The sequence below is a fragment of the Silvimonas iriomotensis genome (assembly GCF_014645535.1).
Taxonomy (GTDB): domain Bacteria; phylum Pseudomonadota; class Gammaproteobacteria; order Burkholderiales; family Chitinibacteraceae; genus Silvimonas; species Silvimonas iriomotensis.
The window spans coordinates 399,314-422,806 of sequence record NZ_BMLX01000002.1; the positions used below are offsets into that span (position 1 = coordinate 399,314).

The window sequence follows — 23,493 nt, forward strand, 5'->3', positions numbered from 1 at the left end:
CATCTACATGGCGCGATCACTGCGCGGGCGCATGTTGAATTCATCCACCAGCTTTTGTTCTTGCCTGGCTTCACGTTTGATCTCGTTCTGGTTGTGACGGGTTTCCAGTGTTTCAAAGGCTTTGACCTTTTTCTCGCACTCCTGCCAGGCGCCCTTGAGTTTGTCGTACTCGCGCTGCAGGCGTTCGACCTCGGCCATCTGCTGGGCGGCGGCTTCATCCAGCCGCCCCAGGAACAGCTGGAAATCGCGCCATTGGGTTACGGTCATGCCGCCCTGGCCGGACTGCGTCAACCGCGCGCGGTATTCCGAGCGGTAGTCCTCAACCTGGATCAGTTTTTGCCGCGCCGTTTCTGTTCTGGCCGCGGCACTTTGCATGAGCCTGGCCGCTTCCTCACGTTGTTCACGGCTAAGCGTCAACAAAAAGGCAAAACGAAACTGTGCCACGTGTAAACCCTGTGATCTGTAGAGGCGTCACCCTGCAATAACGGCAAGGCGCAATGCTTATTGTGGCGGGGCCACCCCGAAGAGTTCCGCCAGTCTGGTGCGCGCGCCTGCGTAGCTTTCCCGTTCTTCAATCGCCTGCTGCAAGAACCGCTCAAAGGAGGGGAAGCGGCGGATGGCGTCATCCAGGGTTGGATCACTGCCCGCCACATAAGCACCCACACTGAGCAAGTCACGGCTGCGCTGGTAACGCGACCACAAATGCTTGAAGCGGCGTACCAGGTCAAATTCCTGCTGCGAGATGATGTCGTGCATCACCCGGCTGATCGATGCTTCGATATCGATGGCCGGATAATGGCCGGATTCGGCCAGATTACGTGACAGGACAAAGTGACCATCGAGAATGGCCCGCGCGTTATCCGCAATCGGGTCTTGCTGGTCATCACCTTCCGACAACACGGTGTAGAACGCCGTGATGGAGCCCCCGCCCTCTTTGCCGTTCCCGGCGCGCTCAACCAGTTGGGGCAAACGCGCAAAGACCGACGCCGGATATCCCTTGGTAGCAGGTGGTTCGCCCACTGCCAAGGCAATCTCGCGTTGTGCCATGGCGTAACGGGTGAGCGAATCCATGATCAAAAGTACATTCTTGCCTTCATTGCGAAAGTACTCCGCAATGCTGGTGGCATAGGCCGCGCCGTACAAGCGCAACAGCGGCGAAGTATCGGCCGGGGCCGCCACCACAACAGAGCGCTGCAGGCCGGATTCGCCCAGAATGTTCTCGATAAAGTCTTTGACCTCGCGGCCACGCTCACCGATCAGCCCCACCACCACTACATCGGCCGTGGTGTAGCGCGCCATCATGCCCAGCAGCACCGATTTGCCGACACCGGAGCCGGCAAACAGCCCCAGCCGCTGGCCGCGCCCCACTGTCAGCAAGGCGTTGATGGCACGCACGCCGACATCCATCACGTCGCGCACCGGCTGGCGATACATCGGGTTGAACGGGCGGGAGAACAGCGGCATCCAGTCATCGCTGTCCAGCCGTCCTTTGCCATCCAGCGGCCGGCCCAGCGCATCGACCACGCGGCCGAGCATGCCCCAGCCCACAGGCACCTGACGGCCATGATCTTCCACGCGCCGTTGCGGCGGACGCGGCTTGCCGTATTCCGGAACCCAGGCGGCGACATCTTCGTGCGGCACCACTTCGGCGCCGGGTTCAACGCCATAGATTTCGGAGATCGGCATCAGAAAGAGTTTTTCATCCTGAAAACCGACCACCACGGCTTCGACCGACATATTGCCGGGCGTCATCACCTCACAAGAAGCGCCAATCGGCAGGCGCAGGCCGGTGGCTTCCAGCACAAGGCCGGACACGCGCACCAGCTTGCCGCGCGGCAGCCATGGGCGGATGCGCTTGCTGGCGTGAGCGCACTCATCCAGATACAGCCGGGTGGCGTCAAACAGGTTCGTCGTCATCAGCCGGCTCATCCAGGTCCAGCGAGACCTTTTCCATATCGGGTGGCACGATGGGACGCTGTGCCGGCTCTGCCGCTGCGGCTGGCGCAGGTGCCGGCGCGGGCGCAGCGGGTTCTGGCGCCAGCGGCACTTCGGCATTCCAGACCAGATCCGCGCGATTGGCGCGTTGCAGTACTTTCAGCTGCGTGGCCCAGCGCGAAGTCAGCGACAAATCCGCACGCAGCGTGGGTGTCTCCACCCTGGCGCCGCCCGGTTCCTGATTGGGGTCGACCACAATGCGCCAGACATCACGCGGCAACTCCACGCCCAGCAAGGATTCGAGCGCATCCACGTCATCCGGGTGCGCAATAATGCGCGCCGGCGCCCGCACCACAGGCATGGAATCAATCAGTTCACGGATGACCGGCAGCACACGGTTGCGGTCTGCGGCGATCTCGACGCGTGCCAGTTCACGCCCTACCACCAGCGCCAGATCCAGTACGGATTCCGCCAGTTCGGCCTGCGCCCGTTCCGAGTAATTTGCCAACTGGTCGAGCAAGACCTTGAGCCGGTTGATTTCGTCTTCGGCCTGCGCGCGGCCGGCCGCCAGCCCTTCCGTCTGCCCCGCATCAAAGCCCTCTTGATGCGCTTGCTGGTGAATGGCTTCCAGTTCTTCTGCGGTCGGCAGCGGTACACGCGGCAATACCGGTTGATCGGCCATCGCCGGGGCGCTATCGGCCTCTGGCGCAGCCTGCGGCGCGGGCGCGGCTTCTGACGCCGGCACAGGCGCCGGCACCGGTTGTGGCACCGGGCGGATGCGCGGCGGCGTGGGGTCGTCAATCGTGCCGAGTTCCCAGCGCTCCCACGCGGTGAGTTCTTCGCGCGGAATGACGCGACGCGGTGGATTAGCCATGACTCAGCACCACGCCATCATTCGACCAGACCTTCTTCGCCCTTGCCGGAAAGCACAATCTGGCCTTCGTCGGCGAGGCGGCGCACGATCTTGAGGATTTCCTTTTGCTCGGATTCCACTTCCGAGAGCTTGACCGGGCCTTTGGCTTCCAGATCGTCACGCAGCATTTCTGCTGCACGTTGCGACATGTTCTTGAAGATCTTGTCACGCAGTTGCGGCGTGGTGCCCTTGAGCGCAATGACCAGCGAGTCAGACTGGATTTCACGCAGCAACAACTGGATACCGCGATCGTCGATATCAAGCACGTTGTCGAAGGTGAACATCTTGTCCTGGATGCGCTGCGCCAGTTCCGGATCGTATTCGCGCACGCTGGCAATGGCCGAGGCCTCGACCACACCGCCCATGAAGTTGAGGATATCGGCCGCCATCTGCACGCCGCCCATGGCGCTCTTCTTGAGCTTGTCAGAGCCCGACAGCAACTGGGTCAGCACGTCATTCAGTTCTTTCAGTGCCGCCGGCTGCACGCCTTCCAGCGTGGCGATCCGCAACAGCACGTCGTTGCGGTTGCGTTCGACAAAATTGGCCAGCACTTCAGAGGCCTGATCCGGTTCAAGATGAACCAGAATGGTGGCAATGATCTGCGGGTGTTCGTTCTTGATCAGTTCGGCCACCGCAGCGGAATCCATCCACTTGAGCGACTCGATCCCGTTGTTGTCGTTGCCCTGCAAGATGCGGTCGAGCAGGTTGGCGGCTTTGTCCGAACCCAGCGCCTTGGTCAGCACCGAACGGATGTATTCGTCCGCCGCACCCAGGTTGGCGCGGTTCTGCGTGGAATTCATGAAGTCGCCCAGCACGCCATCGACTTCTTCGCGCTTGACGTTGTCCATGGCCGCCATGGTGAAGCCCAGTTTTTGCACTTCCTTGGGGCCAAGGTAGCGAAACACTTCCACTGCGGCTTCTTCGCCCAGTGTCATCAACAAGATGGCGGCTTTGCGTACGCCTTCTTCGTTCAATGTGGCGGCCATAACCGTACTCCAGGAAATAGCGTTGCCGGCGCGCTGTGCGGCGGCAAGCGGTAAAACGGATCAGGCCCGGACAACCCGGGCCTTGAATCACTGAAAAGCTTTAACCCACTTTGTTGGGGTTGCCCACCGGTTCGTCTTCGTTCGACATCCATTCGCGCAGGATGGTTGCCACCATCCGCGGATCGTTCTTGGCCAGTTCGCGCGCCTGACCCAACAGATCGGCCTGGGCAGCAATTTTGGCGGCAGCCTCTTGCTCTTCGTCTTCGCGGGCGGCCGCTTCTTCGTCGGTCAGGGTCACGCCATCGCCAAAATCGATTTCCACCGTTTTGGGTTCTTCGCGCGATTTCGACAGATCGCGCATGAGCGGGCGCACCACAAACAGCAGCAGATACAGCACCACCAGGGCAATCAGCGCCAGCTTGATCAGGTTGGCAAGGTTGGCCTTGATGAACGACATGGCCTGGTCTTGCAGGGTCTGTTCGGCTTCCGGCACCGGCGCGCCGGCAAACGTGGCATTCACGACATTGATCGAATCCCCCCGGTCCTTGCTGTAGCCAATGGACTCTTGCACCAGGTTGTTGATCTGCGTCATTTCCTGCGGCGAATACGGCGTCCAGGTCAGCTTGCCGTCTTTATCCCGCGAGGGCTTGTAGTTGATGACCACCGCCGCCGACACCCGCTTGACGATGCCCACCGGCTGCTTGACGTGCTGCACCGTTTTGTCGACTTCGTAATTGGTGGTGGATTCGCGGCGCGAATTGGTACTGCCGGCCGGGGAAGCGGCGGCGGCACCCGATGCGCTGGTCACGGTGATCGGTGCGGCTGCCGCGCCGGGCGGCTGGTTGGACAACGCGCCCGGCACGCCGGCTGCGCCCGCGCCACCATCCTTGCCATCCTGGCTCATGGTTTGCTGGCTGCGGATCGAGGCGGTATCCGATGCGGTATTGGGCTTGTAGACCTCAGAGGTCTGTTCGGTTTCAGCAAAGTCGACCGTCGCCGCCACTTCGGCGTGCACGTTCTCTTTGCCTACCAGCGGCTCAAGAATGGCCTGAATGCGATCAACGTAACTCTTTTCAATCTGCTGCACGTACACCAGCTGGCGCGCATCCAGATTGGCGTGGTTGGCCGAGTTGTTGTTGGACAGCAAGTTGCCGTCCTGATCCACCACGCTGACGTTGTTGACGGTCAGCTCCGGCACGCTGGACGACACCAGATGCACAATGCCCGCCACCTGGCCCGGATCGAGCGCGCGGCCCGGATGCATGGTCAGAATGACGGATGCGGTAGGTTTTTGCTGATCACGCAGGAACACGGTCTGGCGCGGCATGGCCAGATGAACGCGGGCTTTCTCGACGGTCTGGATGGTCTCGATCGAGCGGGCCAGTTCGCCTTCCACCGCACGCTGGTAGTTCACCTGCTCGGTAAATTGCGAGACACCGAACTTCTGGTTGTCCATTAGTTCGAAACCGACATCGCCCGCTTTGGGCAAGCCGCGTGCAGCCAGTTGCAAACGCACGTCATAGACGCGGTTGGCCGGCACGGAAATGGTGCCACCCTGGTCGGTTTTGTAGGGAATATTCAGCTGTTGCAAAGACTGCAGGATTTCGCCGCCGTCTTTGTCAGGGATATTGGTATAGAGAATGCGATAATCGGGTTCGCGGCTCCACAGCGCCACGCCGATCAGGACGGCAATGAGCGCCGCCAGCCCCACCATGAACAGGGCTTTACGGGAACTGGGAAGATCCAGAAAGCGCTGACGGGCTGACTCCAGGGCACTACCCTGTGCACGCCCGCCCTCAACTGCTACGTCCGCTTCCGCCATAACAAACTTGTGAGTGCCCGGTTATACCGCCAGATCATCAGACCTGGAGGTTCATGATTTCCTGGTACGCGCTAACCAGTTTGTTGCGCACCTGCACCATGGTCTGGAAAGAGAGGCTCGCCTTTTGCAGCGATACCATCACATCTTGCAGGTCAGTGTTCGGGTCTCCGGATTGAAAAGCCGTTTGCTGGGCGTCTGCGCTGTTTTGCACCTGCGCAACCTGGTCGATCGACGACTTGAGCATGTCCGCAAAGTTTGCGGCGCCCGTATCGCTGGCAGCGGGCGCAGCCGTCTGGCCTGCCGCTTGCGCAGACATGGCTTTCAGTTCGCCCAGCAGTTGATCGATGCCTTGAACGCTCATGGCCTGGTTGGTCCGTTTTCCGCCGTTGAAAATGGATAAGACATAAAAAGACGCAGTATCACCGAATTGTAGGGGTCCGACCGCCTGGCGAGCAAGCTATTCCTGCATAAAGCCACGCGACAACATATCTGCAACAGCGCGGCAAGCCCGGCTGTCCGGTGATCAGACCTGCGCGTCCAGCCCGCCATCCTCTTCACGATACTGCTGCAGCTTGTAGCGCAAGGTGCGCTCGCTCATTCCCAGCCGTTCGGCCGCCAGTTTGCGCACGCCGCCACTGGCGCGCAGCGCATCCAGAATGTGTTGTTTTTCCAGCGCCTTGAGGTCCGTCGGTGGCGTTGCCACCGGTGCGGCCGACGCAGACGATGCCGCCACGGGCGCCGGGGTATGGGCCGGCGCGCCAGGGCGCTGCGGCAAATACAGATGCGCGGCTTCGATCACGTCGCCAGGCGCCAGGATCAGCGCGCGCTGCACGACGTTATCCAGTTCGCGGATGTTGCCTTCCCAGCCGTGGCTGGCCAACTGGTGGATGGCTTCTGGTGTCAGCGCTGGCGCCCGGCGATTCATGCGGGCGGCGTGGCGGGCCAGCATGGCCCGCGCCAGCGGCACCACGTCATCAGGCCGTTCGCGCAGCGCGGGCAAAGCCAGCGGGAACACATTAAGCCGGTAATACAAATCTTCGCGGAAATGGCCGTTGGCCACGGCAATGGGCAAATCGCGGTTGGACGTTGCCAGAACGCGCAAATCGACCTTGAGCGGCTTTGTGCCCCCGACCCGCTCGACCTCCCGCTCTTGCAGCACGCGCAACAGCTTGGCTTGCAGGGAAAGCGGCATTTCGGTGATTTCATCCAGCAGCAGCGTGCCGCCGTCAGCTTGTTCAAACTTGCCGATGTGCTGCACCGCCGCGCCGGTAAATGCGCCACGCTCATGGCCGAACAGCGTGGATTCGAGCAATTGCTCGGGAATCGCCGCACAGTTGATCGCCACAAAGGGTTTGTCAGCGCGCGGGCTGTTGCGGTGAATGAACCTTGCCAGCACTTCCTTGCCGGTACCGGACTCGCCGGTGATCAGCACCGAAGCATCGGACTGCGCCACGCGGCGCGCCACATCCAGCAAAGAACGCATGGCCGGATCTTCAGCGATGACGTGTTCCTCGCTGCCGTCAGGCAACAGGTAACGGGCAACTTCCTGCAGCAAGGCATCGGGTTCAAAGGGTTTGGGCAGGTAATGCGCCGCACCGGCATGCAGGGCGGCGACGGCTTTTTCGACCACGCCGTAGGCCGTCATCAGGATCACCGGCACCCACGGATAGCGCCGTTTGACCTCGGCCAGCAGGGTTTCGCCGTCCATGGGGCGCATCTGCACGTCAGACAACACCAGGCCGACGCGTTGATGTTCCAGCAACTTGAGCGCAGCCTGCCCGTCTGACGCTTCGACCACGTCGTGGCCGCCCAGGGTCAGGGTATCAACCAGTGCTTCACGCAAGGCGTCGTCGTCTTCGACGATCAAAACCGGTAATGCCATTGTTCTTCCGTTGTTGAACTCGCCACTAACCGCGCACGGGCATGCGGGCCAGTTGCAGCATGCGCGATGCCATTTCTTTGAGCGGCAACACTTCCTGGACGCCCCCAGCCGCGATCGCCTCTTTGGGCATGCCAAACACGACGCAACTGGCTTCGTCCTGCGCCAGTGTCTGCGCACCGGCTTCCCGCATTTCCAGCATGCCGGCCGCCCCGTCGCGCCCCATGCCGGTCAGGATGACGCCAACCACGTTGGCGCCGCCCAGGTTGGCAGCCGAACGGAACAGGACATCGACCGAGGGACGATGGCGGTTGACGGGTTGCGCCTGCGACAAGGCACACGCCCAGGCCGGGCCATTGCTGGCCAGCAATAAATGCGAGTGTCCTGGCGCAATATAAGCGCAGCCGGTTTGCAAACGCTCACCATCTTCCGCCTGTTTGACACGAATGCGACAGATGGAATCCAGCCGCTGGGCAAATGACTGGGTAAAGCTCTCTGGCATGTGCTGGGTGATCAGGATGGGCGGCGTATCCGGCGGCAAGGGCTCCAGCAAGACCTTGAGCGCTTCCGTGCCGCCCGTGGACGCGCCGACCACAATGACGCGGGCCGAGGTCACCGGCGGGCGTACCTTGCGTGGCAACACCACGTCGGCGCTGTAACTGGGGACATTCAGCATGGCCGGTTTTTCGCCGTGTTCTGGCCGCGGCATGGACATACTCCTGCGGGGTGGCGGGACGAGAGCATCCGGACCGAGGGTCGCTTTATATCATTTCCATTATGGTGCAGCCAGCGCGCCGCGCACTGTCAGCCCTGACGAGCCAGGCCTCAGACCCGCGCCGGGCCCGGCAAGTAGTGCACGACCACTTCATTGCCGCTACCGGGAAACTGGATTGACGCACACATCGAACGCACCAGCAGCAACCCGCGTCCATGCAGGCGCGCCGGGTCGTCTTCGGGCAGGTTGAAGCGCGGCCATTCAAAGCCCGGACCCGTATCCTTGATGCGGATGCGCAGCACGTCACGCCCGTTGATGCGCAAACCGTTCAGGTCGATCTCGATCTGACCTTGTGTGAGCGCAGCCAGGCGCTGACCGCGCACCAGCAGATACCGATCCATGCCCTGCTCGCCTTGCTTGAGGCTGGAATCCATATTCAGCAGACCATGATCCAGCGCGTTGACAAAAAGCTCGCTGAGAATCAGGAATACTTCGGACTGATACGGCTTGAGGACCTTGATCTCGTTCACGAACGACATCATGAACGGCACGGTGTTGATGTACTGGAGTTCTTCGGCGCCCAGCGTCAGGCTGTAATGCCACATGCTCTGGCCGGAGCCCACCAGCGCCACGGTCGACATCGCCTCGGCGCTTTGCTGGGCAGTCAGCGGCCGTTCGCCGTGCATGTACTGCCCGAAACGCATCATCACCAGCGAGATATCGTCATGATGCGGATGGCCGGCCAGATGATCGGCCAGCGTGCCCTGCAAGGCCGACAAGCGCACTTCTTCCGGTTGCTGGCGCACCAGTTGCAGCAAGCGCGCCTCGCTGAAGGGTTCGCCATCCGGCGCGCGGGCTTCAGTCAGCCCGTCCGAACAGGCCAGCACGGTGCCCGGCTCGCTGTAATAATAGCGGGCGGTGATGGTTTCCATATCCTGCGTCGGCACAATGCCCAGCGGCAGGTTGGATGATCTGAACTGATGAACCACCGCGCCCTTGCTGTCGAGCATGTGCACGGTCGGCATGCCGCCGTTCCAGACTTCGATACAACGGGTGGTTTCGTCGATGGCAATCAGCACGGTCGCCACAAACCGCCCCACGGGCAGCACCTGACGCACCTTGTTGTTCATTTCAACAAGGATGTCGGACAGCGAATAGCCTTTCTCGGCCATGCTGTAAAAAGGTTGCGTCAGCGGCAACACATTCAGCGCAGCAGTCAGACCGTGGCCAATGCCGTCAGCCAGCAGCACATACAGCACCTGGCCGGGCGTGCGCGCAGCGGCAATCAAGTCGCCGGAAAGCGACTCGGCCGGCGACAGCCAGTAATCCAGCAAGGGGTCATTCAGGCGTTCGGCATTGACCATCTGGTCCATCAAATGCCGCACGACGCGCTTTTCTTCTTCGGCGGCGTCGTAATAACTGGCAAGGCGGGCAGATTGCTCGCGCACCTTGCGATTGAGTTCCAGCGTGCGGTTGAACGCCTTGAGCTTGGCTTCCAGCACGCGGAAATTAACCGGTTTGCTGATGTAATCATCAGCGCCGCGCTCGATCGCGTCAGCCAGCCGGTTTTCCTCGCCCACACCGGTCACAAACACGATGGGCACCCAGGACTGGCCGGCTTCTTCCTTGATCGCAACCGCGGCTTCAGGGCCGGACATGACGGGCATCATCATGTCCATCAGCACCAGATCAGGTTGATACTGGCGCCATTTTTCGACAGCCTCACTCCCGTCACGCGCCTGAATCACGCTGTGACCCAACGCCTCTATAAAGCGGGAAATCAGAAGGAGGACTGCCTCGGTGTCATCGACAACGAGGATTTTCATGCCACATGGACCGCCGGTTTACCGGATGGTGAAGATTTTGCCGAAACACGCAATCTCAAGCACTTGCTTGACCGTGTCGCGACAGTTGACGAGCGCCATGCTTTTGCTGGCTGCGCCGATTTTTTCTTTCAACAGCAACAACATGCCCAGCGCAGAGCTATCCAGATAATTGACATTCTGGAAATCAACCAGCACTTCCTTGATTTCCGGATTGGCAATCAATGATTCGCAAACCTGGCGGAATTCGCGATGGGCACTGAAATCAAACTGTCCCGAGAGAATGACACGACCTGCATCCCCTTCGATCTGAACAGTGGGCGTCATGGGATATTCAACCTTTTGCAAGTAACTTAACAGCCAACACGTACAATAATTGTCAGCAACAATGAAGTGCTCATGTCAATTATCGTACCTGAACATTAGTTGCGTCGCGACAAGCTGGCAACCGGATCGTAAATACACTGCCCTGACCTGTCGCGGATTGCACTTCGATTTCACCGTGCCAGTAATTGATGAGATTACGCACAATGGCAAGGCCAAGCCCCGTGCCTTCCTTGCGGGTAGTGAAAAACGGCTCGAACAGGCGGGCCTGAACCTGGGGCGCCATACCGCACCCTTGATCCACCACTCTTAAAATGGCGGTGCCTCCCGCAAGTTCAAGCGTCAATCCGACTTCTGCATTGTCTTCTGACGCGAGCATCGCATTGTCCAGAAGATTGAGGATCACGCCAAGTAATTCCTTGCGATTGGCCAGAATGAGGATTTCATCATCAGGCAGCATTAGCGAAAGCCTGAGCCCCCGCATTTCTAGCTGAGGCTGCAAGGTCTGGGCGGCCTCTTGCGCAGTGCCCACCAGATCAACGGCGTCCAGCGACATGTCCTGCCCGCGTACAAAACGCAACATGTTCTGGATCAGGGTTTCCAGGTGGCGCAAACGCGCCGTGGTTTTTTCACTGAATTTGATGCGATCGGTGTCGGCCAGTTCCGGCCGGGACAGATGACCGGCATACAACAGCGCCGTCGCCAGCGGTGTGCGCAATTGGTGCGCCAACCCCGCCGCCATCTCGCCCATGGAGGCCAGACGCTTGTGCTGCATGAGCGATTGCTCCATTTCCCAGCTTTCTGTCAGGTCATGCACCAGCAAGATGCGGGTTGATTCTTCAGGCATGTCGCTTTCGACTATGCTGAGTCTCAACGCACCCTGCGGGCGCGGGTAAACCCAGATATCGGTCATGGGCGCCAGTTGCAGCTGGGTACCCTGAAACTTTAACCAGCTATCGCCCACGGCCAATGGCGCCAATAATTGGGACGCGGCCGGATTAAGCGCAGCCACCATTCCGTTGGCATCAAGTTCGATGACGCCTGCGGGTAATCTGGCCAGCAAGTGAGCAAGTCGACGGGACAGCGCAGCTTTTTCTTCCAGCTCGCGGCGCAGATTCCCGTTGGCAATTTCAAGTTGCGTTGTAAGAAACTCAACCTGTTGTTGCAAATCGGCATAAGCGTCGGTCAATTGTCTTGACGCTGCAGTAAAAAGAGAAAAAGCCTCCTCCAGCTCACGTGGATTCATGCTGGCACTTTCATCCGGCATTGCTGCCACTCCTTGTTGAATGCTGGCGTTTCTATTATAAATGTCATAAGCATGCGCTACTTTAGTAATGCAAATACGCAACTAAAGATTTTTAGTGCTTTACCGATAAGGGGGAAGCGCTACACTTCCCTTTATCGATAGCAATCTGCGAAGGCTTTCTGAAGCCTTTGGATTTACTTACAAATAATGGCAGAATTTATGCTTTATCCTGGAGTCCACTGTGTCTGACTTATTCAAGAATATCGACGCGCGCACCAAGCTGGCCGGGACGAACAAGCTGGAAATTCTGCTGTTTACCCTCGGTGAGGACCAACGCTCTGGCCGCCGCGAACACTTTGGTATCAACGTGTTCAAGGTGCGCGAGGTCATGCGCACACCGGAAATCACCCACGCGCCGGAAACGCCGGCCAATGTCGAAGGCATGGTCAGCCTGCGTGGTGTGCTGGTGCCGGTCATTGATCTGGCCAAGTACGCGGGCATTGTCACCGCCAACCGCCCGGAAATCATGATCGTATCGGAATACAACGGTCATACCCAGGGTTTCCTGGTTGAGGCGGTCGACACCATTTTGCGCCTCGACTGGACGTCCATGCGCGTGCCGCCCGATATGCTGAGCCATCAGATGAGCGGTCTGGTGACGGCCGTGACCGAACTGGATAGCGGCAAGCTGGTGATGATGCTGGATGTGGAAAAAGTGCTGGCTGAAGCACTGCAGACCGACCTCACCATTGATTCTGAAACCGTGATTCGCGACACCAAGTTTGCCGAGAAGCGCGTGTTTTATGCAGATGACTCAGCCGTGGCCCGCCGTCAGATTGAGCTGACACTGGATGCCATGGGCCTGAAACACCAGAGTGCGGTGAATGGCCGCCGTGCCTGGGACGATTTGCAGCGCCTTGCCCGTTCGGCGGAAATTCAGGGCCGACCGGTGCGCGATTTCGTGCAACTGATCCTCACCGACGTGGAAATGCCGGAGATGGACGGTTACATGCTCACCCGCATGGTGAAAACAGATGTTCGTTTTGCCGGTATTCCCGTTTTGATGCACTCGTCGTTGTCTGGCACTTCCAACCAGAAACTCGGCCAGTCGGTCGGGGTAGATGGTTATGTGTCCAAGTTCGAACCGCACAAGCTGTCGCAGGCAATCGCCAATTATCTGCTTGAAGCACAAACGGCCTGAACAACCGGCAGAGGTACAACACAGTGAACATTATCGAAGCGCAGGCCAATCTGCTGGACAACATTGACGCCCGTACACGCCTGGCGGGCTCCAACAAGATGGAAATCCTGCTGTTCTCTCTGGGAACGCGGGAAATCTTCGGCATCAACGTTTTCAAGGTGCGTGAAGTCTCGCAAACCCCCAAGATCACCCGCACGCCAAACATGCCGGCAGGGGTCGAGGGCGTGATTTCGTTGCGCGGCAACATCATTCCGGTGATTTCGCTGTCGCAATTCATGTCCGGCACGCAGCCCAAGCTGGAGATCAAGAACTCGACCATGATCGTGACCGAGTTCTCCAAGCACACGCAGGCGTTTCTGGTGCATGAAGTAGACCGCATCATCCGCGTGGACTGGGACAAGGTGCGCGCGCCCGAATCCATGCTCTCGGGCAGCCAGGCGCTGATTACGGCGCTGACCGAATTGCCGGACGGCAAGCTCGTCTCGATCCTGGACGTGGAACAGATTCTCTCGGGCGTGCTGGGCGAGCCGGATATTCCGGACCTGCCCTCCACCACCGTCAGCCCGGATGCCTACACCTTCTTTGCCGATGACTCGATGGTGGCACGCAAGGAAATCGTCGGCGTGCTCGACAAGCTGGGCATCAAGTACCATCAGGCCAACAACGGCAAGGAAGCGTGGGACAAGCTGCAGAACCTGGCGCAGCGTGCCACCCATGACAACGAGCCGCTGAGCACCAAACTCAAGCTGATCCTGGTGGATGCCGAAATGCCGGAAATGGATGGCTACGTGCTGACCCGCCATATCAAGTCGGATCGCCGCTTTGAGGGCATTCCGGTGGTCATGCACTCGTCGCTGTCATCGCACGCCAACCGGGCCATGGGCGCGAGTGTGGGGGTGGATGCCTATGTGGCCAAGTTTGACCCGGTGGTGCTGGCCGATACCGTCATGCCGTACATTACCGATCGCGGCTAAGACCGGCCCGACGGTCATGAAACGCATGACAAGCACCGGATAAAAGACTGGGCAGGTTGAGTGCGCTCGCCTGCCTTGTCAGTGTTTGAAACCCTTGATTTTGCCTGGCCTGTAAAGCTGTCCTGACCCAGGTTCTGTTTTGTACAACTGGATTGGCGCTGTCCAAATGCGCCCCGACGGAGTGAACTGTATGCCGGATAACAATATGCGCTTTCTGGTCGTGGATGATTTCTCCACGATGCGCCGGATCGTGCGCAATCTGCTCAAGGAGCTCGGCTTTTCCAACGTGGAAGAAGCAGAGGATGGGCAAATCGCCTTGCACAAATTGCAGAACTCGACTTACGACTTTGTCGTGACTGACTGGAACATGCCCAACATGACCGGTCTGGAGCTGCTGCAAAACGTTCGCGCAAATGCCCAACTGAAACATTTGCCGGTCTTGATGGTGACGGCCGAGGCCAAGAAGGAAAACATTATTGCCGCGGCCTCTGCAGGGGCATCGGGCTATATCGTCAAACCTTTTACCGCAGCCACGCTGGACGAAAAGCTCAAGAAGATTTTCGCCACCATGCCTAACTGACACCCGATCACAACTGATAACCGGCCCTGCAGCCGGAAGAAAGGAGGCTCGCTGTGAGCGATCAAGCCCTCAATAGTTCAGACTCGCCAGATCTGGAAGCGCTGTTCGACAGCATTGTCAGCGCCAACCGTGCGGCCGAAGAAGCCAGCCCGGCCGCCCAGCCCGTTGCTGCCGTGGCCACCGCTGCGGAAAGCCACACTCCGGCTGCGGTCGATATGGCAGAACCCGCGCGCACCATGTTCACGCAGATTGGCCAGTTGACGCGCCATCTGCATGACACCTTGCGTGAGCTGGGCCTGGACAAGTCGCTGGAAAAAGCAGCGCACCAGATTCCGGATGCACGTGACCGGTTGTCGTATATCGCGACCATGACCGAACAGGCGGCTGAGCGCACGCTCAACGCGCTGGACGACGCCAAACCGCTGCAGGACGAGATCTCCGGCACGGCACGGCAGTTGTCCAACCGCTGGAACCAGCTGTTTGCGCATGAACTGACGGTCGAAGAATTCAAGCAACTGGTGTACGCCACCCGCGCCCACCTGGAGCAGACCACCGGCAATTCTGAAAAGATCAGCAGCCAGATGCTGGAAATCATGATGGCGCAGGACTTCCAGGATCTGACCGGCCAGGTCATCAAGAAAGTGCTGGGCATGGTCAAGGAAATGGAAAGCCAGCTGCTGGAATTCCTGGTGACGTTCTCGCCGCAGGCACCGCGCGACGAAGGCCTGCTGGCAGGTCCAGTGATCAACAGCGACGGCCGCACCGACGTGGTGACCGATCAGGCACAGGTCGACGACCTGCTGGAAAGCCTGGGTTTCTGATCTGGCAAGACGATGACTGGCGGCCGCATGCGCCAGTCATCTTGCAATGACAGGCAGTACAGGCAAGACCCGCCTGACCCGAAGCCGATTACAGGCTAAGGTGACAATGGAACGCCGCACATGGCGTGTGTTCCGCGCGGGATGTGTGTTTTTGACTTGAAAGAAAATGGGGCCGAAATGAGCGAATTCTCGGGTATGGACGATCTGTTGCAGGATTTCCTCACCGAATCCACCGAGCTGTTGTCTGATGTGGACAGCAAGCTGGTCGAGCTGGAAAAGCGGCCCGATGACAAGCATCTGCTGAACGACATCTTCCGCGGCTTTCACACGATCAAGGGTGGTGCGGGCTTTCTGAATGTCGAAGCCATGGTGAGCCTGTGCCACCGCACGGAAAACCTGTTCGACAAACTGCGCAACGGCGAGATGACCATGAAGCCGGAGCTCATGGATGTCATCCTTTCTGCCACCGCCACGGTGCAGGACATGTTCGTGGTCATGCAGCAAGGCCGCATGCCGCTGCCGGCCCACGCCGGCCTGCTGGCCGAACTGGATGCGGTGCTGCAGGGTGAGCTGCCCAGCCACGCGCATGCACATGCACACGCCGCCCCTGCCGTTGCAGCCCCGGCACCTGCTGCCGCACCCGCCCCGGTTTCATCGAATATCACCCCGGCGGCCGCCAATGGCGAGCCGCATTGGGATGCCCTTTACAACGCCCTGCTGGGCACCGACGCCGCACCGGCGCCGGCTGCCGCGGCTGAAGGCACTTACGTTCCGCAGCAAGAAGTCGTGATTGAAGATCTCCCCGCAGTTCAGGCCGCCCCGGTCCGCAGCAATGCACCGGCCGCCAAAGCCCCGGTGCAGCAGGCCGCTGTTGCGCCGGTGACCCAGGAAACCACCATCCGTATCGATACCGTGCGGCTGGATCAGGTGCTGAACCTGTCCGGCGAAATCGGTCTGACCAAGAACCGTCTGACCACGCTGCGTACCGACATCATGGCCGGCAAGATGGACAACGCCACGCTCAAGGCGCTGGACGAGGCCATCAGCCAGCTTGATCTGCTGGTGGGCGATCTGCAGAACGCGGTGATGAAGACCCGTATGCAGCCGATTGGCCGTCTGTTCCAGAAGTACCCGCGTCTGGCCCGCGATCTGGCCCGCCAGCTGGGCAAGGATGTCGACCTGGTGCTGACCGGCGAGGAAACCGAGCTCGACAAGACCATGCTGGAAGACCTGAACGACCCGCTGGTCCACCTGGTGCGAAATGCAGTGGATCACGGTGTCGAAACCGTGGCCGAACGCGTGGCCGCCGGCAAGTCGCCGCAAGCGACGGTGGAATTGTCTGCCGTACAGGTGGGCGATCATATCCAGATCGAAATTACCGATGACGGCCGTGGCATGCGCCCGGACGTGATCCGCAAGAAGGCACTGGAAAAAGGCTTGATCGACGTCGAAACCGCCAACAGTCTCGACGACAAGCAGTGTCTGCAACTGATTTTCATGCCGGGTTTCTCCACCAAGGACCAGATTTCCAGCATCTCTGGCCGCGGCGTAGGCATGGATGTGGTCAAGACCAATATCCAGAAACTCAACGGCCGCATTGATATCCAGTCGGTGGTCGGTGAAGGTTCGCGCTTTACCATTACCCTGCCGCTGACGCTGGCCATTCTGCCGGTGCTGGTGGTCCGCGTCTGTGACCAGCCGTTTGCCGTGCCGCTGGCCATGGTGCGCGAGATCATCCCGATCCGCGCCGATCAGGTTCAGGAAGTGTCCGGCCGCGCCACCATTGTGGTGCGCGACGAAATCCTGCCGGTCAAGTCGCTGGCGCGCCTGCTTGGCTGGGCAGAAACGGAGGTACCGTCGTTCGGCGTCCTGATGACGTCGGCCGAGCATTCGTTCATTCTCGCCGTAGACAGCTTTGTCGGTCGTGATGACGTGGTCATCAAACCACTGCAGAATATCCACCCACACGGCGTGGCAGGTGCTACCTTGTCAGGTGATGGCTCTGTCGTGCTGGTGCTGGACATGGAAGACCTGCTGCATTCGACCTCGTCGGACAACGCGGCAGTCAGAAGCGCGCATTTCACCGAACAACTGGCTGCGTAATCGCCGTTGGCGCGCTAATATGCGCAGCTTGTCGGGCGCTGGACCAAACCACGGCTAAATCAGACTTTACTGATATAATTCGCTGCGCCTGTATGCAGCCCTAGAGAACATGAAATGACGCAAGATCACGCCTTTATCGGCCGCCAACCTATCCTGAACCGACAGCAGCAGATCATCGGTTACGAACTGCTGTTCCGGTTGAACAAGGAAGCGCTCACGGCCGAGTTCTCCAGCGACATGCAAGCGGGCACCAATGTGCTGGTCAACACCATTTCCAACATGGGCACCGACTGGCTGGTCGGTAGCAAGCTGGCGTTTATCAACGTCGCTGAATCCATGCTGGAAAGCAACTTCCTGGAACTGCTGCAGCCCCAACGCGTGGTGCTGGAAGTGCTGGAGACCACCACGGCTACGCCCGAACTGCTGGCCCGCGTGAAAGAATTGCGCAGCCAGGGTTTCGGCATTGCGCTCGATGACTTCGAACTCTCGCCGCAAACCGCGCCGTTCCTTGAGTTTGCCAATTACATCAAGCTGGACGTTCAGGCCCTGGGCATGGAACGCCTGCCGGAAATCTCCAAGGCACTGCGCAAGTATCCGGTGCTGCAGATTGCCGAGAAGGTCGAGACCAAGGAAGAGTTCCGCAAGTGTATGGACATTGGTTTTGATGCGTTCCAGGGCTATTACTTTGCCCATCCGGAAACGCTGTCGGCCAAGGTCATCAACCCGAATTACGCCAACATCCTTAACCTGCTGAACATGCTGCGCAACAACGCAGAGATCCGCGACATTGAAAACGCCCTCAAGCGTGATGTCGCCCTCTCGTTCAAGCTGCTGCGCTATATCAACAGCGTGGGTTTTGGCCTGTCGTGTGAAATCCAGTCGTTCCGCCACGCCGTGACCATTCTGGGTTACCAGAAGCTCTATCGCTGGCTGACACTGTTGCTGGTCACTGCCAGCACCGAGGCCGGCTCGCCGCCTGCCCTGCTCAAGACCGCCGTCACCCGCGGCCGCCTGGTAGAATTGCTGGGCAGCCATTTGCTGGATGGCCAGGATCGCGACAATCTGTTTATCGTCGGCATTTTCTCTTTGCTTGATGTGCTGCTGGACATGCCGATGGACCGCGTGCTCGAAACGCTGATCCTGCCGGAAAGCATTGCCGATGCCCTGACCGAGCGCTCCGGCATCTATGGCCCGTTCCTGGAACTGGCCGAAGCCTGCGAAGACCCGGACATGTCGGAAGTGCCGCGTCTGTGCGACCAGTTGCAACTGACACCGGACATGCTCAACCGCGCACATGGCCAGTCGCTGTTGTGGGTGGAAGAACTGGGTCTGTAATCACTGACCGCTGTCCGCCAAAAACAAAAAACCCGTCTGCTGACGGGTTTTTTGTTTTCCGGTGCCTGACTGAATGAATGAACGAATCAGTTGGCAACCGGGCTGGGTTCCAGCACGCGCCAGCCCTGGCCACGGCTCTCGATTTCCAGCGAATGCTGTTCTTTGCCCTGGTTATCCAGCAGCGTTGCAAACTTGGGATATTGCTGGCGGATGGCGTCATCCTTGGCCCAGTCGGCCACGCCATCGAGCTTGGTGGTAAACACCACCTTGTCGCGGCTGTAGTTGTCTGCGGTTTCTTCAACCGTATTGCTGACCACCTTGTCCACTTCCGGCGTGCCGCTGCAGAATCCCGGCGGCGTATTGCCGTCGTAGGCGTCCTTGCCCTTGTCGGTGGCGGTAAATTGCACCTGGCCGCCATCGGCCGCGCTTTCGGCAATCAGGCCCACTTTGACAAGGGCAGCCAGTTGGGCGCCATTGGGATCGGTGAGTTTGGCGTAGTCCTTGGCAACGGGCGTATTGAAGGCAATCGGCATGGACACGCAGTTTTGCTGATCGGCCTGGATAAAGTTGTTCAGCGTGTTGATGAGGTCTTTGTCATCCAGCGCCACTTTGGGGCCTTCACTGCTTTTGCCGCATGCGGCCAGCGCAAATACGGCGGCCAGCGCCACCACCGACGCCACAAGGCGTTTACCGTTTACCCGTTCCATCTGGGACACTCCTGAATATCAATATCGATCTGATTGGTTTTGTTTCGATCATGTGCGGTTGCGAACGCGGCCTTTGCTGAAGGCAAGAAGGCCTGGCACCGCCGCAAATACCACGTCGGAAAGATTGATACCGTAAAAGCGCGCCCAGGACAATGCCCGCATGCCACTTGCGGGATTTATGCCGCAGACATCAACCGGCCATCCACCTGGTGCAAACGAAAAAACCGGCGGGGATACCGCCGGTTTTCAGATCGGACACACGTGCCAGCCATCAGCTTTCCGGCTTGAAGGTCATGGATACCGAATTGATGCAATAACGTTCGCCCGTGGGTTCCGGGCCATCCGGGAACACATGGCCCAGATGGGCATCGCAGCGGGCGCAGCGCACCTCGGTGCGGGTCATGCCGTGAGAGTAATCCTCGATCCGCCTGATCGCGCCGGGAACGGCTTCTTCCCAGAAGCTGGGCCAGCCGCAATGCGCATCAAACTTGGTGCCGGAGTGAAACAGCACGGCATCACAACATACACAGTGATAATCGCCGTCTTCATTGCGGTAATAGAGTTCGCCACTGAACGGGCGCTCGGTCCCGGCCTGGCGGGTAACGCGATATTGTTCTGGGCTCAGCTGCTCACGCCATTGCGCATCTGTTTTGACTACCTTGTCGGTCATGGTGCTCTCCGGTGGGTCGGGCTGGCTGCAGGCCACCCCTGATCCAGCAGAAGATGGGTACGATCCACCCTGGTTGCAACCGTTAGCTGCGCGCGCCGTATTGCTGGCGCAGCCAGGCGTGCAGCCGCAGTGCCACGTGTTCCCACAAGGTATCGCACATCATGGCGTGACCAAGGCCGGGCAGAAACTCTGGCTCGACACCCCAGGCGCGTGCGGTGGCGCGGACATCCCCTGCCGGAATGATGCGATCCTCCCCTGCCCCGATGACCAGCACCGGCACATCCGGCATTCCCCAGGAAAGCCACGGCTGCGGCATCATCAGTTCAGCCAGCGCCAGGGCGGATTCTGGCTGCACGCGCGCCGCAAAGGCAGTCAGGCCCACGCGTGGGGTCTCGTGCGAGAACAGCAACTGCTTGAGCACGCCCAGATCGATATCCATGGCGCCGGTATGCCACTGGAACTGGTTCAGCCCCAGCAACAAATGCGGCGAGGACACCATCATGTGTCCCAGCGAATTCATCAGGCCCCAGGGCGCAACACTGCCCAGCAGCGCCAGCCCGGCGACCTCATGCTTGCGGGCGTAGCGCTGGGCCAGATAGCCGCCCAGCGAGTGGCCGATGATCACCGGCGGCTGGCGCAAAGGCGCGGCGACGCGGGCAATATCAGACAAAAACTCGCCAAGGCCAAAGTGATCGAGTTTCTCGCGCCCGCCACTGCCAGCGTGGCCAGACAGACTCAGGGCGTAACAGTCATAGCCCAGATCAGAAAACCAGGGCAGGAAATGATCTTGCCAGCACCAGGCGCCCACATAGGCCCCATGTACAAAAACCAGCGGCGGCATGCCTGCCTGCGGCGTGGTCGGCGGGGAATGCAGGATTTCCAGATGACGGCGGGAACTCATTGTTTGCCTTACGCAACTTTTTTGGGGAACTGGCGGCAGTTTTGCCGGTCTGCATGTGCCGGGCATGAATACCCGTCCTGATTTACATCATAAAAGGTCAACGATGCATTCGCGACTTGAAACCGCACTGGAGAAAACCATTTTTTACAGCCGCTGGCTGCTGGCGCCATTCTATCTGGCCCTGGTTGCTGGCCTGTTCGCCTTGTTCATCAAGATGCTCAAGGAGTTGTGGGCGCTGGGCCAGACGCTGCTGACGGGCGATGGCAACGTGATCATCGGCATTTTGTCGATGGTTGATGTCACCCTTGTTGCCAACCTCTTGCTGATTGTCATGTTCAGCGGCTACGAGAACTTTATCTCACGGATGGAAGTGGCGCATGACTCGGAAGACAAACCCTACTGGATGGGCAAGGTCAGCTACGCCGATCTGAAACTGAAGTTGATTGGCTCCATCGTCGCCATCTCTGCCATCGACCTCTTGAAAGCCTTTGTGAACATCGATTCGATGGATAGCCAGAAGCTGGGCTGGCTGGTTGCCATTCACGTGACCTTTGTGATCTCTGGCGTGCTGTTTGCGGTGATGGATCGCATTGCGGCCGGGGGCAAGCAACACTGACACCGGCTTGCGGTTGCAAATATGCCCGCAAGCTGGCTCCAGCCATCCCCACCCTGCCAGCAGCGTGGGGACTTTCGTTATACTGGGCCCTCACGGATAAACCGGCACCATAAAGCCGGTCCGCAAAACATCAATTAGAACCAGTTAGTCCCGTTCCGAGGAAGAGGAAACCACCATGCTCGCCCGCCTTTGCCTGCGGCTTGTCGCCGCGGCGCTGACTCTGGCTGCCTTTTTGCCCCAAGTGGCGCAAGCCGCATCCGATAAAGCCCAGACGTTCCCGCACGCCATTTTCTGGCGCATCGACAAACCTGGTGCGCCATCATCCTGGCTGTTTGGCACCGCGCACGTGGCAGACCCGCGCGTGACCACGCTGTCTGCCCCGGTGCAAAAGGCGTTTGATTCGTCCGATCAGGTTTACACCGAAATCCGCATCGATCTGAACATGATGATGGATATGGCCCGCGCCGTGCTGCGGCCGGAAGGTGATCTGTTGTCGGCCCATATCGACGACGCGCATTACCAGAAACTGCTACCGGAACTGAACGCCCGCGAATACCCGGAAGTGGCCACCCGCCGTTTGTATATCTGGGCGGCAGCCATGCTGATGATGGAACCCAAAAAGCAGCCCGGCCAGTTGCCGCTGGATTTGCTGCTGGCCAAGATGTCGGTGGAAGGCGGCAAGAACTACAACGGGCTTGAAACCATTCAGGAGCAGTTGTCGCTGTTCCAGAACATGCCCGAAGACAAACAGCGCGCCATGCTCTACAGCATGCTGGATCACCCGGACGAATACGCCATGCAGACGCGTCAGATCATTGATGCCTACGTCGCGCGCGATCTGACCCGCATCATGGATGTGTCATCGCAAGATGATCCGAACATGTCCAGCGCCGACCAGGCCTGGTTCCGCACCTGGGCACGCAAGGATCTGCTGACAGATCGCAATGTCCGTTTTGCCGAACGCCTGCAAGCGCCGCTGGCCAAGGGCAACGCCTTTATCGCCGTCGGCGCCATGCACCTGCCAGGCCCGCAAGGTCTGGTGGCCCTGCTCAAGAAAGCCGGCTACACCCTGGCGCCGATTTACGATGCGGCGCCGGCCAGCACCAAATAAATCATCCAGCCGGATGTCCCACAAAAAAAGCAGCCTTCCGGCTGCTTTTTTTGTGCGTGAAACCCGCCACTTACTGCATGGATTGATCCGGGCCACCCTTGGCCAGCAACGGTTCCAGTTGTTCTTTCGGGATGGCGCCAGAGACGATGCGGCCGTTGGCAAACACCAGCGCCGGCGTGCCGGTAATGCCCAGCTTTTCGCCCAGCGCCAGGTTACGCTCGATCGGGTTATCGCAATCGCCCTTGTTGTCCGGCAGCTTGCCGTGATCCATCCAGTCACGCCAGGCTGCGTCGCGGTCTGTGGCGCACCACAGCAGTCTGGACTTGCGCTCTGCATCCTGGTGGATATTGAGCGGGAACAGGAAGGTGTAAATGGTCACGTTGGTCACGCCGGCCAGGCTTTCGCTTTCCAGGCGTTTGCAGAACGGACAATCCGGATCAGAGAACACGGCCAGCTTGCGGCTACCGTCGCCACGCACTTCCTTGAACGACTGATCAAACGGCAGCTTGGCAAAGTCAGTGCGCGACAGTTCTGCCGCGCGCGCCTGCGTCAGGCTGACCTTGTTTTTCATGTCGATCATTTCGCCCAGCAGGACATAATCGCCCTTGGCATCGGTATACAGAATCTGGTGACCGCCGACGACCACCTCGTACACGCCTTTCATGGGCGAAGGCGTCACGCTGGTAATTTCACGACCGGGCAACAGTTGCTGCAGCTTGTCGTGCAACTGTTTGGCATTGGGGGTTTCGGCTTCCGCGCTGCATGCCACCAGCGTCAACAGGCCGCTGATAGCCAGCATACGGACGATACGGGGTAACTTCATGCTTTACC

At 59.4% G+C, this 23,493-nt stretch carries 23 protein-coding genes; 8 read left to right on the top strand and 15 right to left on the bottom strand.

Annotation, left to right across the window (positions count from 1 at the left end; all coding sequences use genetic code 11):
* Positions 1-3 precede the first annotated feature (3 nt).
* The 11 genes from fliJ to IEX57_RS08410 form a co-directional block, all read right to left on the bottom strand.
* Positions 4-444 (bottom strand): flagellar export protein FliJ, encoded by a 441-nt coding sequence (fliJ, locus tag IEX57_RS08360; protein ID WP_188703822.1) that lies wholly within the window; start codon positions 442-444, stop codon positions 4-6.
* Between the two features lie 57 nt (positions 445-501).
* Entirely contained in the window at positions 502-1,917 is a 1,416-nt protein-coding gene (gene fliI, locus IEX57_RS08365) for a flagellar protein export ATPase FliI (protein ID WP_188703823.1), read from the bottom strand.
* Positions 1,898-2,809 carry a flagellar assembly protein FliH gene (locus IEX57_RS08370; protein ID WP_188703824.1) on the bottom strand — a complete coding sequence of 304 codons (912 nt, stop codon included), beginning with the start codon at positions 2,807-2,809 and terminating at the stop codon, positions 1,898-1,900. The genes fliI and IEX57_RS08370 overlap by 20 nt, the downstream gene beginning before the upstream one ends.
* Positions 2,810-2,826: 17 nt before the next feature.
* Complete coding sequence (gene fliG / locus IEX57_RS08375; protein WP_229708923.1) at positions 2,827-3,834, bottom strand: flagellar motor switch protein FliG; 1,008 nt, start codon at positions 3,832-3,834, stop codon at positions 2,827-2,829.
* A gap of 100 nt (positions 3,835-3,934) precedes the next feature.
* Complete coding sequence (fliF, locus tag IEX57_RS08380; protein ID WP_188703825.1) at positions 3,935-5,656, bottom strand: flagellar basal-body MS-ring/collar protein FliF; 1,722 nt, start codon at positions 5,654-5,656, stop codon at positions 3,935-3,937.
* 37 nt (positions 5,657-5,693) lie between these two features.
* On the bottom strand, positions 5,694-6,017 hold the full coding sequence (gene fliE / locus IEX57_RS08385) for a flagellar hook-basal body complex protein FliE (RefSeq protein WP_188692796.1): 324 nt from the start codon (positions 6,015-6,017) through the stop codon (positions 5,694-5,696).
* 162 nt (positions 6,018-6,179) lie between these two features.
* Positions 6,180-7,538 carry a sigma-54-dependent transcriptional regulator gene (locus IEX57_RS08390; protein ID WP_188703826.1) on the bottom strand — a complete coding sequence of 453 codons (1,359 nt, stop codon included), beginning with the start codon at positions 7,536-7,538 and terminating at the stop codon, positions 6,180-6,182.
* A gap of 25 nt (positions 7,539-7,563) precedes the next feature.
* On the bottom strand, positions 7,564-8,244 hold the full coding sequence (locus IEX57_RS08395) for a chemotaxis protein CheB (protein ID WP_308433860.1): 681 nt from the start codon (positions 8,242-8,244) through the stop codon (positions 7,564-7,566).
* A 116-nt stretch (positions 8,245-8,360) separates the two neighbouring features.
* Entirely contained in the window at positions 8,361-10,076 is a 1,716-nt protein-coding gene (locus IEX57_RS08400) for an ATP-binding SpoIIE family protein phosphatase (RefSeq protein WP_188703827.1), read from the bottom strand.
* An 18-nt stretch (positions 10,077-10,094) separates the two neighbouring features.
* A complete protein-coding gene (locus IEX57_RS08405) occupies positions 10,095-10,400 on the bottom strand; it encodes an STAS domain-containing protein (protein WP_184102600.1) in 306 nt (101 codons plus the stop codon).
* Positions 10,401-10,479: 79 nt separating this feature from the next.
* Positions 10,480-11,664, bottom strand: a complete 1,185-nt coding sequence (locus tag IEX57_RS08410; RefSeq protein WP_188703828.1) for a sensor histidine kinase — start codon at positions 11,662-11,664, stop codon at positions 10,480-10,482.
* A gap of 220 nt (positions 11,665-11,884) precedes the next feature.
* Between IEX57_RS08410 and IEX57_RS08415 the strand changes: the two genes are divergently transcribed.
* From IEX57_RS08415 to IEX57_RS08440, 6 genes are all read left to right on the top strand, one after another.
* The gene (locus IEX57_RS08415; RefSeq protein WP_188703829.1) at positions 11,885-12,844 is read left to right on the top strand and encodes a chemotaxis protein; all 960 of its coding nucleotides are present in this window, start codon (positions 11,885-11,887) and stop codon (positions 12,842-12,844) included.
* 29 nt (positions 12,845-12,873) lie between these two features.
* Entirely contained in the window at positions 12,874-13,818 is a 945-nt protein-coding gene (locus IEX57_RS08420) for a chemotaxis protein (protein WP_373285182.1), read from the top strand.
* A 190-nt stretch (positions 13,819-14,008) separates the two neighbouring features.
* On the top strand, positions 14,009-14,398 hold the full coding sequence (gene cheY / locus IEX57_RS08425) for a chemotaxis response regulator CheY (RefSeq protein WP_188704485.1): 390 nt from the start codon (positions 14,009-14,011) through the stop codon (positions 14,396-14,398).
* A gap of 53 nt (positions 14,399-14,451) precedes the next feature.
* Positions 14,452-15,219 carry a protein phosphatase CheZ gene (gene cheZ / locus IEX57_RS08430; protein WP_188703831.1) on the top strand — a complete coding sequence of 256 codons (768 nt, stop codon included), beginning with the start codon at positions 14,452-14,454 and terminating at the stop codon, positions 15,217-15,219.
* A 177-nt stretch (positions 15,220-15,396) separates the two neighbouring features.
* Positions 15,397-17,322, top strand: a complete 1,926-nt coding sequence (locus tag IEX57_RS08435; RefSeq protein ID WP_188703832.1) for a chemotaxis protein CheA — start codon at positions 15,397-15,399, stop codon at positions 17,320-17,322.
* 114 nt (positions 17,323-17,436) lie between these two features.
* On the top strand, positions 17,437-18,657 hold the full coding sequence (locus tag IEX57_RS08440; RefSeq protein ID WP_188703833.1) for an EAL and HDOD domain-containing protein: 1,221 nt from the start codon (positions 17,437-17,439) through the stop codon (positions 18,655-18,657).
* A gap of 86 nt (positions 18,658-18,743) precedes the next feature.
* Here the strand turns inward: IEX57_RS08440 and IEX57_RS08445 are convergent, their stop codons facing one another.
* The 3 genes from IEX57_RS08445 to IEX57_RS08455 all read right to left on the bottom strand — a co-directional run bounded on the left by IEX57_RS08445 (position 18,744) and on the right by IEX57_RS08455 (position 20,935).
* Positions 18,744-19,364 carry an SEN1982 family lipoprotein gene (locus IEX57_RS08445; protein WP_188703834.1) on the bottom strand — a complete coding sequence of 207 codons (621 nt, stop codon included), beginning with the start codon at positions 19,362-19,364 and terminating at the stop codon, positions 18,744-18,746.
* A gap of 271 nt (positions 19,365-19,635) precedes the next feature.
* Positions 19,636-20,034 (bottom strand): peptide-methionine (R)-S-oxide reductase MsrB, encoded by a 399-nt coding sequence (msrB, locus tag IEX57_RS08450; protein WP_188703835.1) that lies wholly within the window; start codon positions 20,032-20,034, stop codon positions 19,636-19,638.
* An 82-nt stretch (positions 20,035-20,116) separates the two neighbouring features.
* Entirely contained in the window at positions 20,117-20,935 is an 819-nt protein-coding gene (locus IEX57_RS08455) for an alpha/beta hydrolase (protein ID WP_188703836.1), read from the bottom strand.
* Between the two features lie 103 nt (positions 20,936-21,038).
* Between IEX57_RS08455 and IEX57_RS08460 the strand changes: the two genes are divergently transcribed.
* Together IEX57_RS08460 and IEX57_RS08465 are read left to right on the top strand one after the other, a co-directional pair.
* Positions 21,039-21,551, top strand: a complete 513-nt coding sequence (locus tag IEX57_RS08460; protein WP_188703837.1) for a TIGR00645 family protein — start codon at positions 21,039-21,041, stop codon at positions 21,549-21,551.
* Positions 21,552-21,726: 175 nt separating this feature from the next.
* A complete protein-coding gene (locus IEX57_RS08465; protein ID WP_188703838.1) occupies positions 21,727-22,662 on the top strand; it encodes a TraB/GumN family protein in 936 nt (311 codons plus the stop codon).
* A 70-nt stretch (positions 22,663-22,732) separates the two neighbouring features.
* Here IEX57_RS08465 and IEX57_RS08470 read toward each other — a convergent pair whose 3' ends face one another.
* Positions 22,733-23,485, bottom strand: a complete 753-nt coding sequence (locus IEX57_RS08470; protein WP_188703839.1) for a DsbC family protein — start codon at positions 23,483-23,485, stop codon at positions 22,733-22,735.
* Between the last annotated feature and the right edge of the window lie 8 nt (positions 23,486-23,493).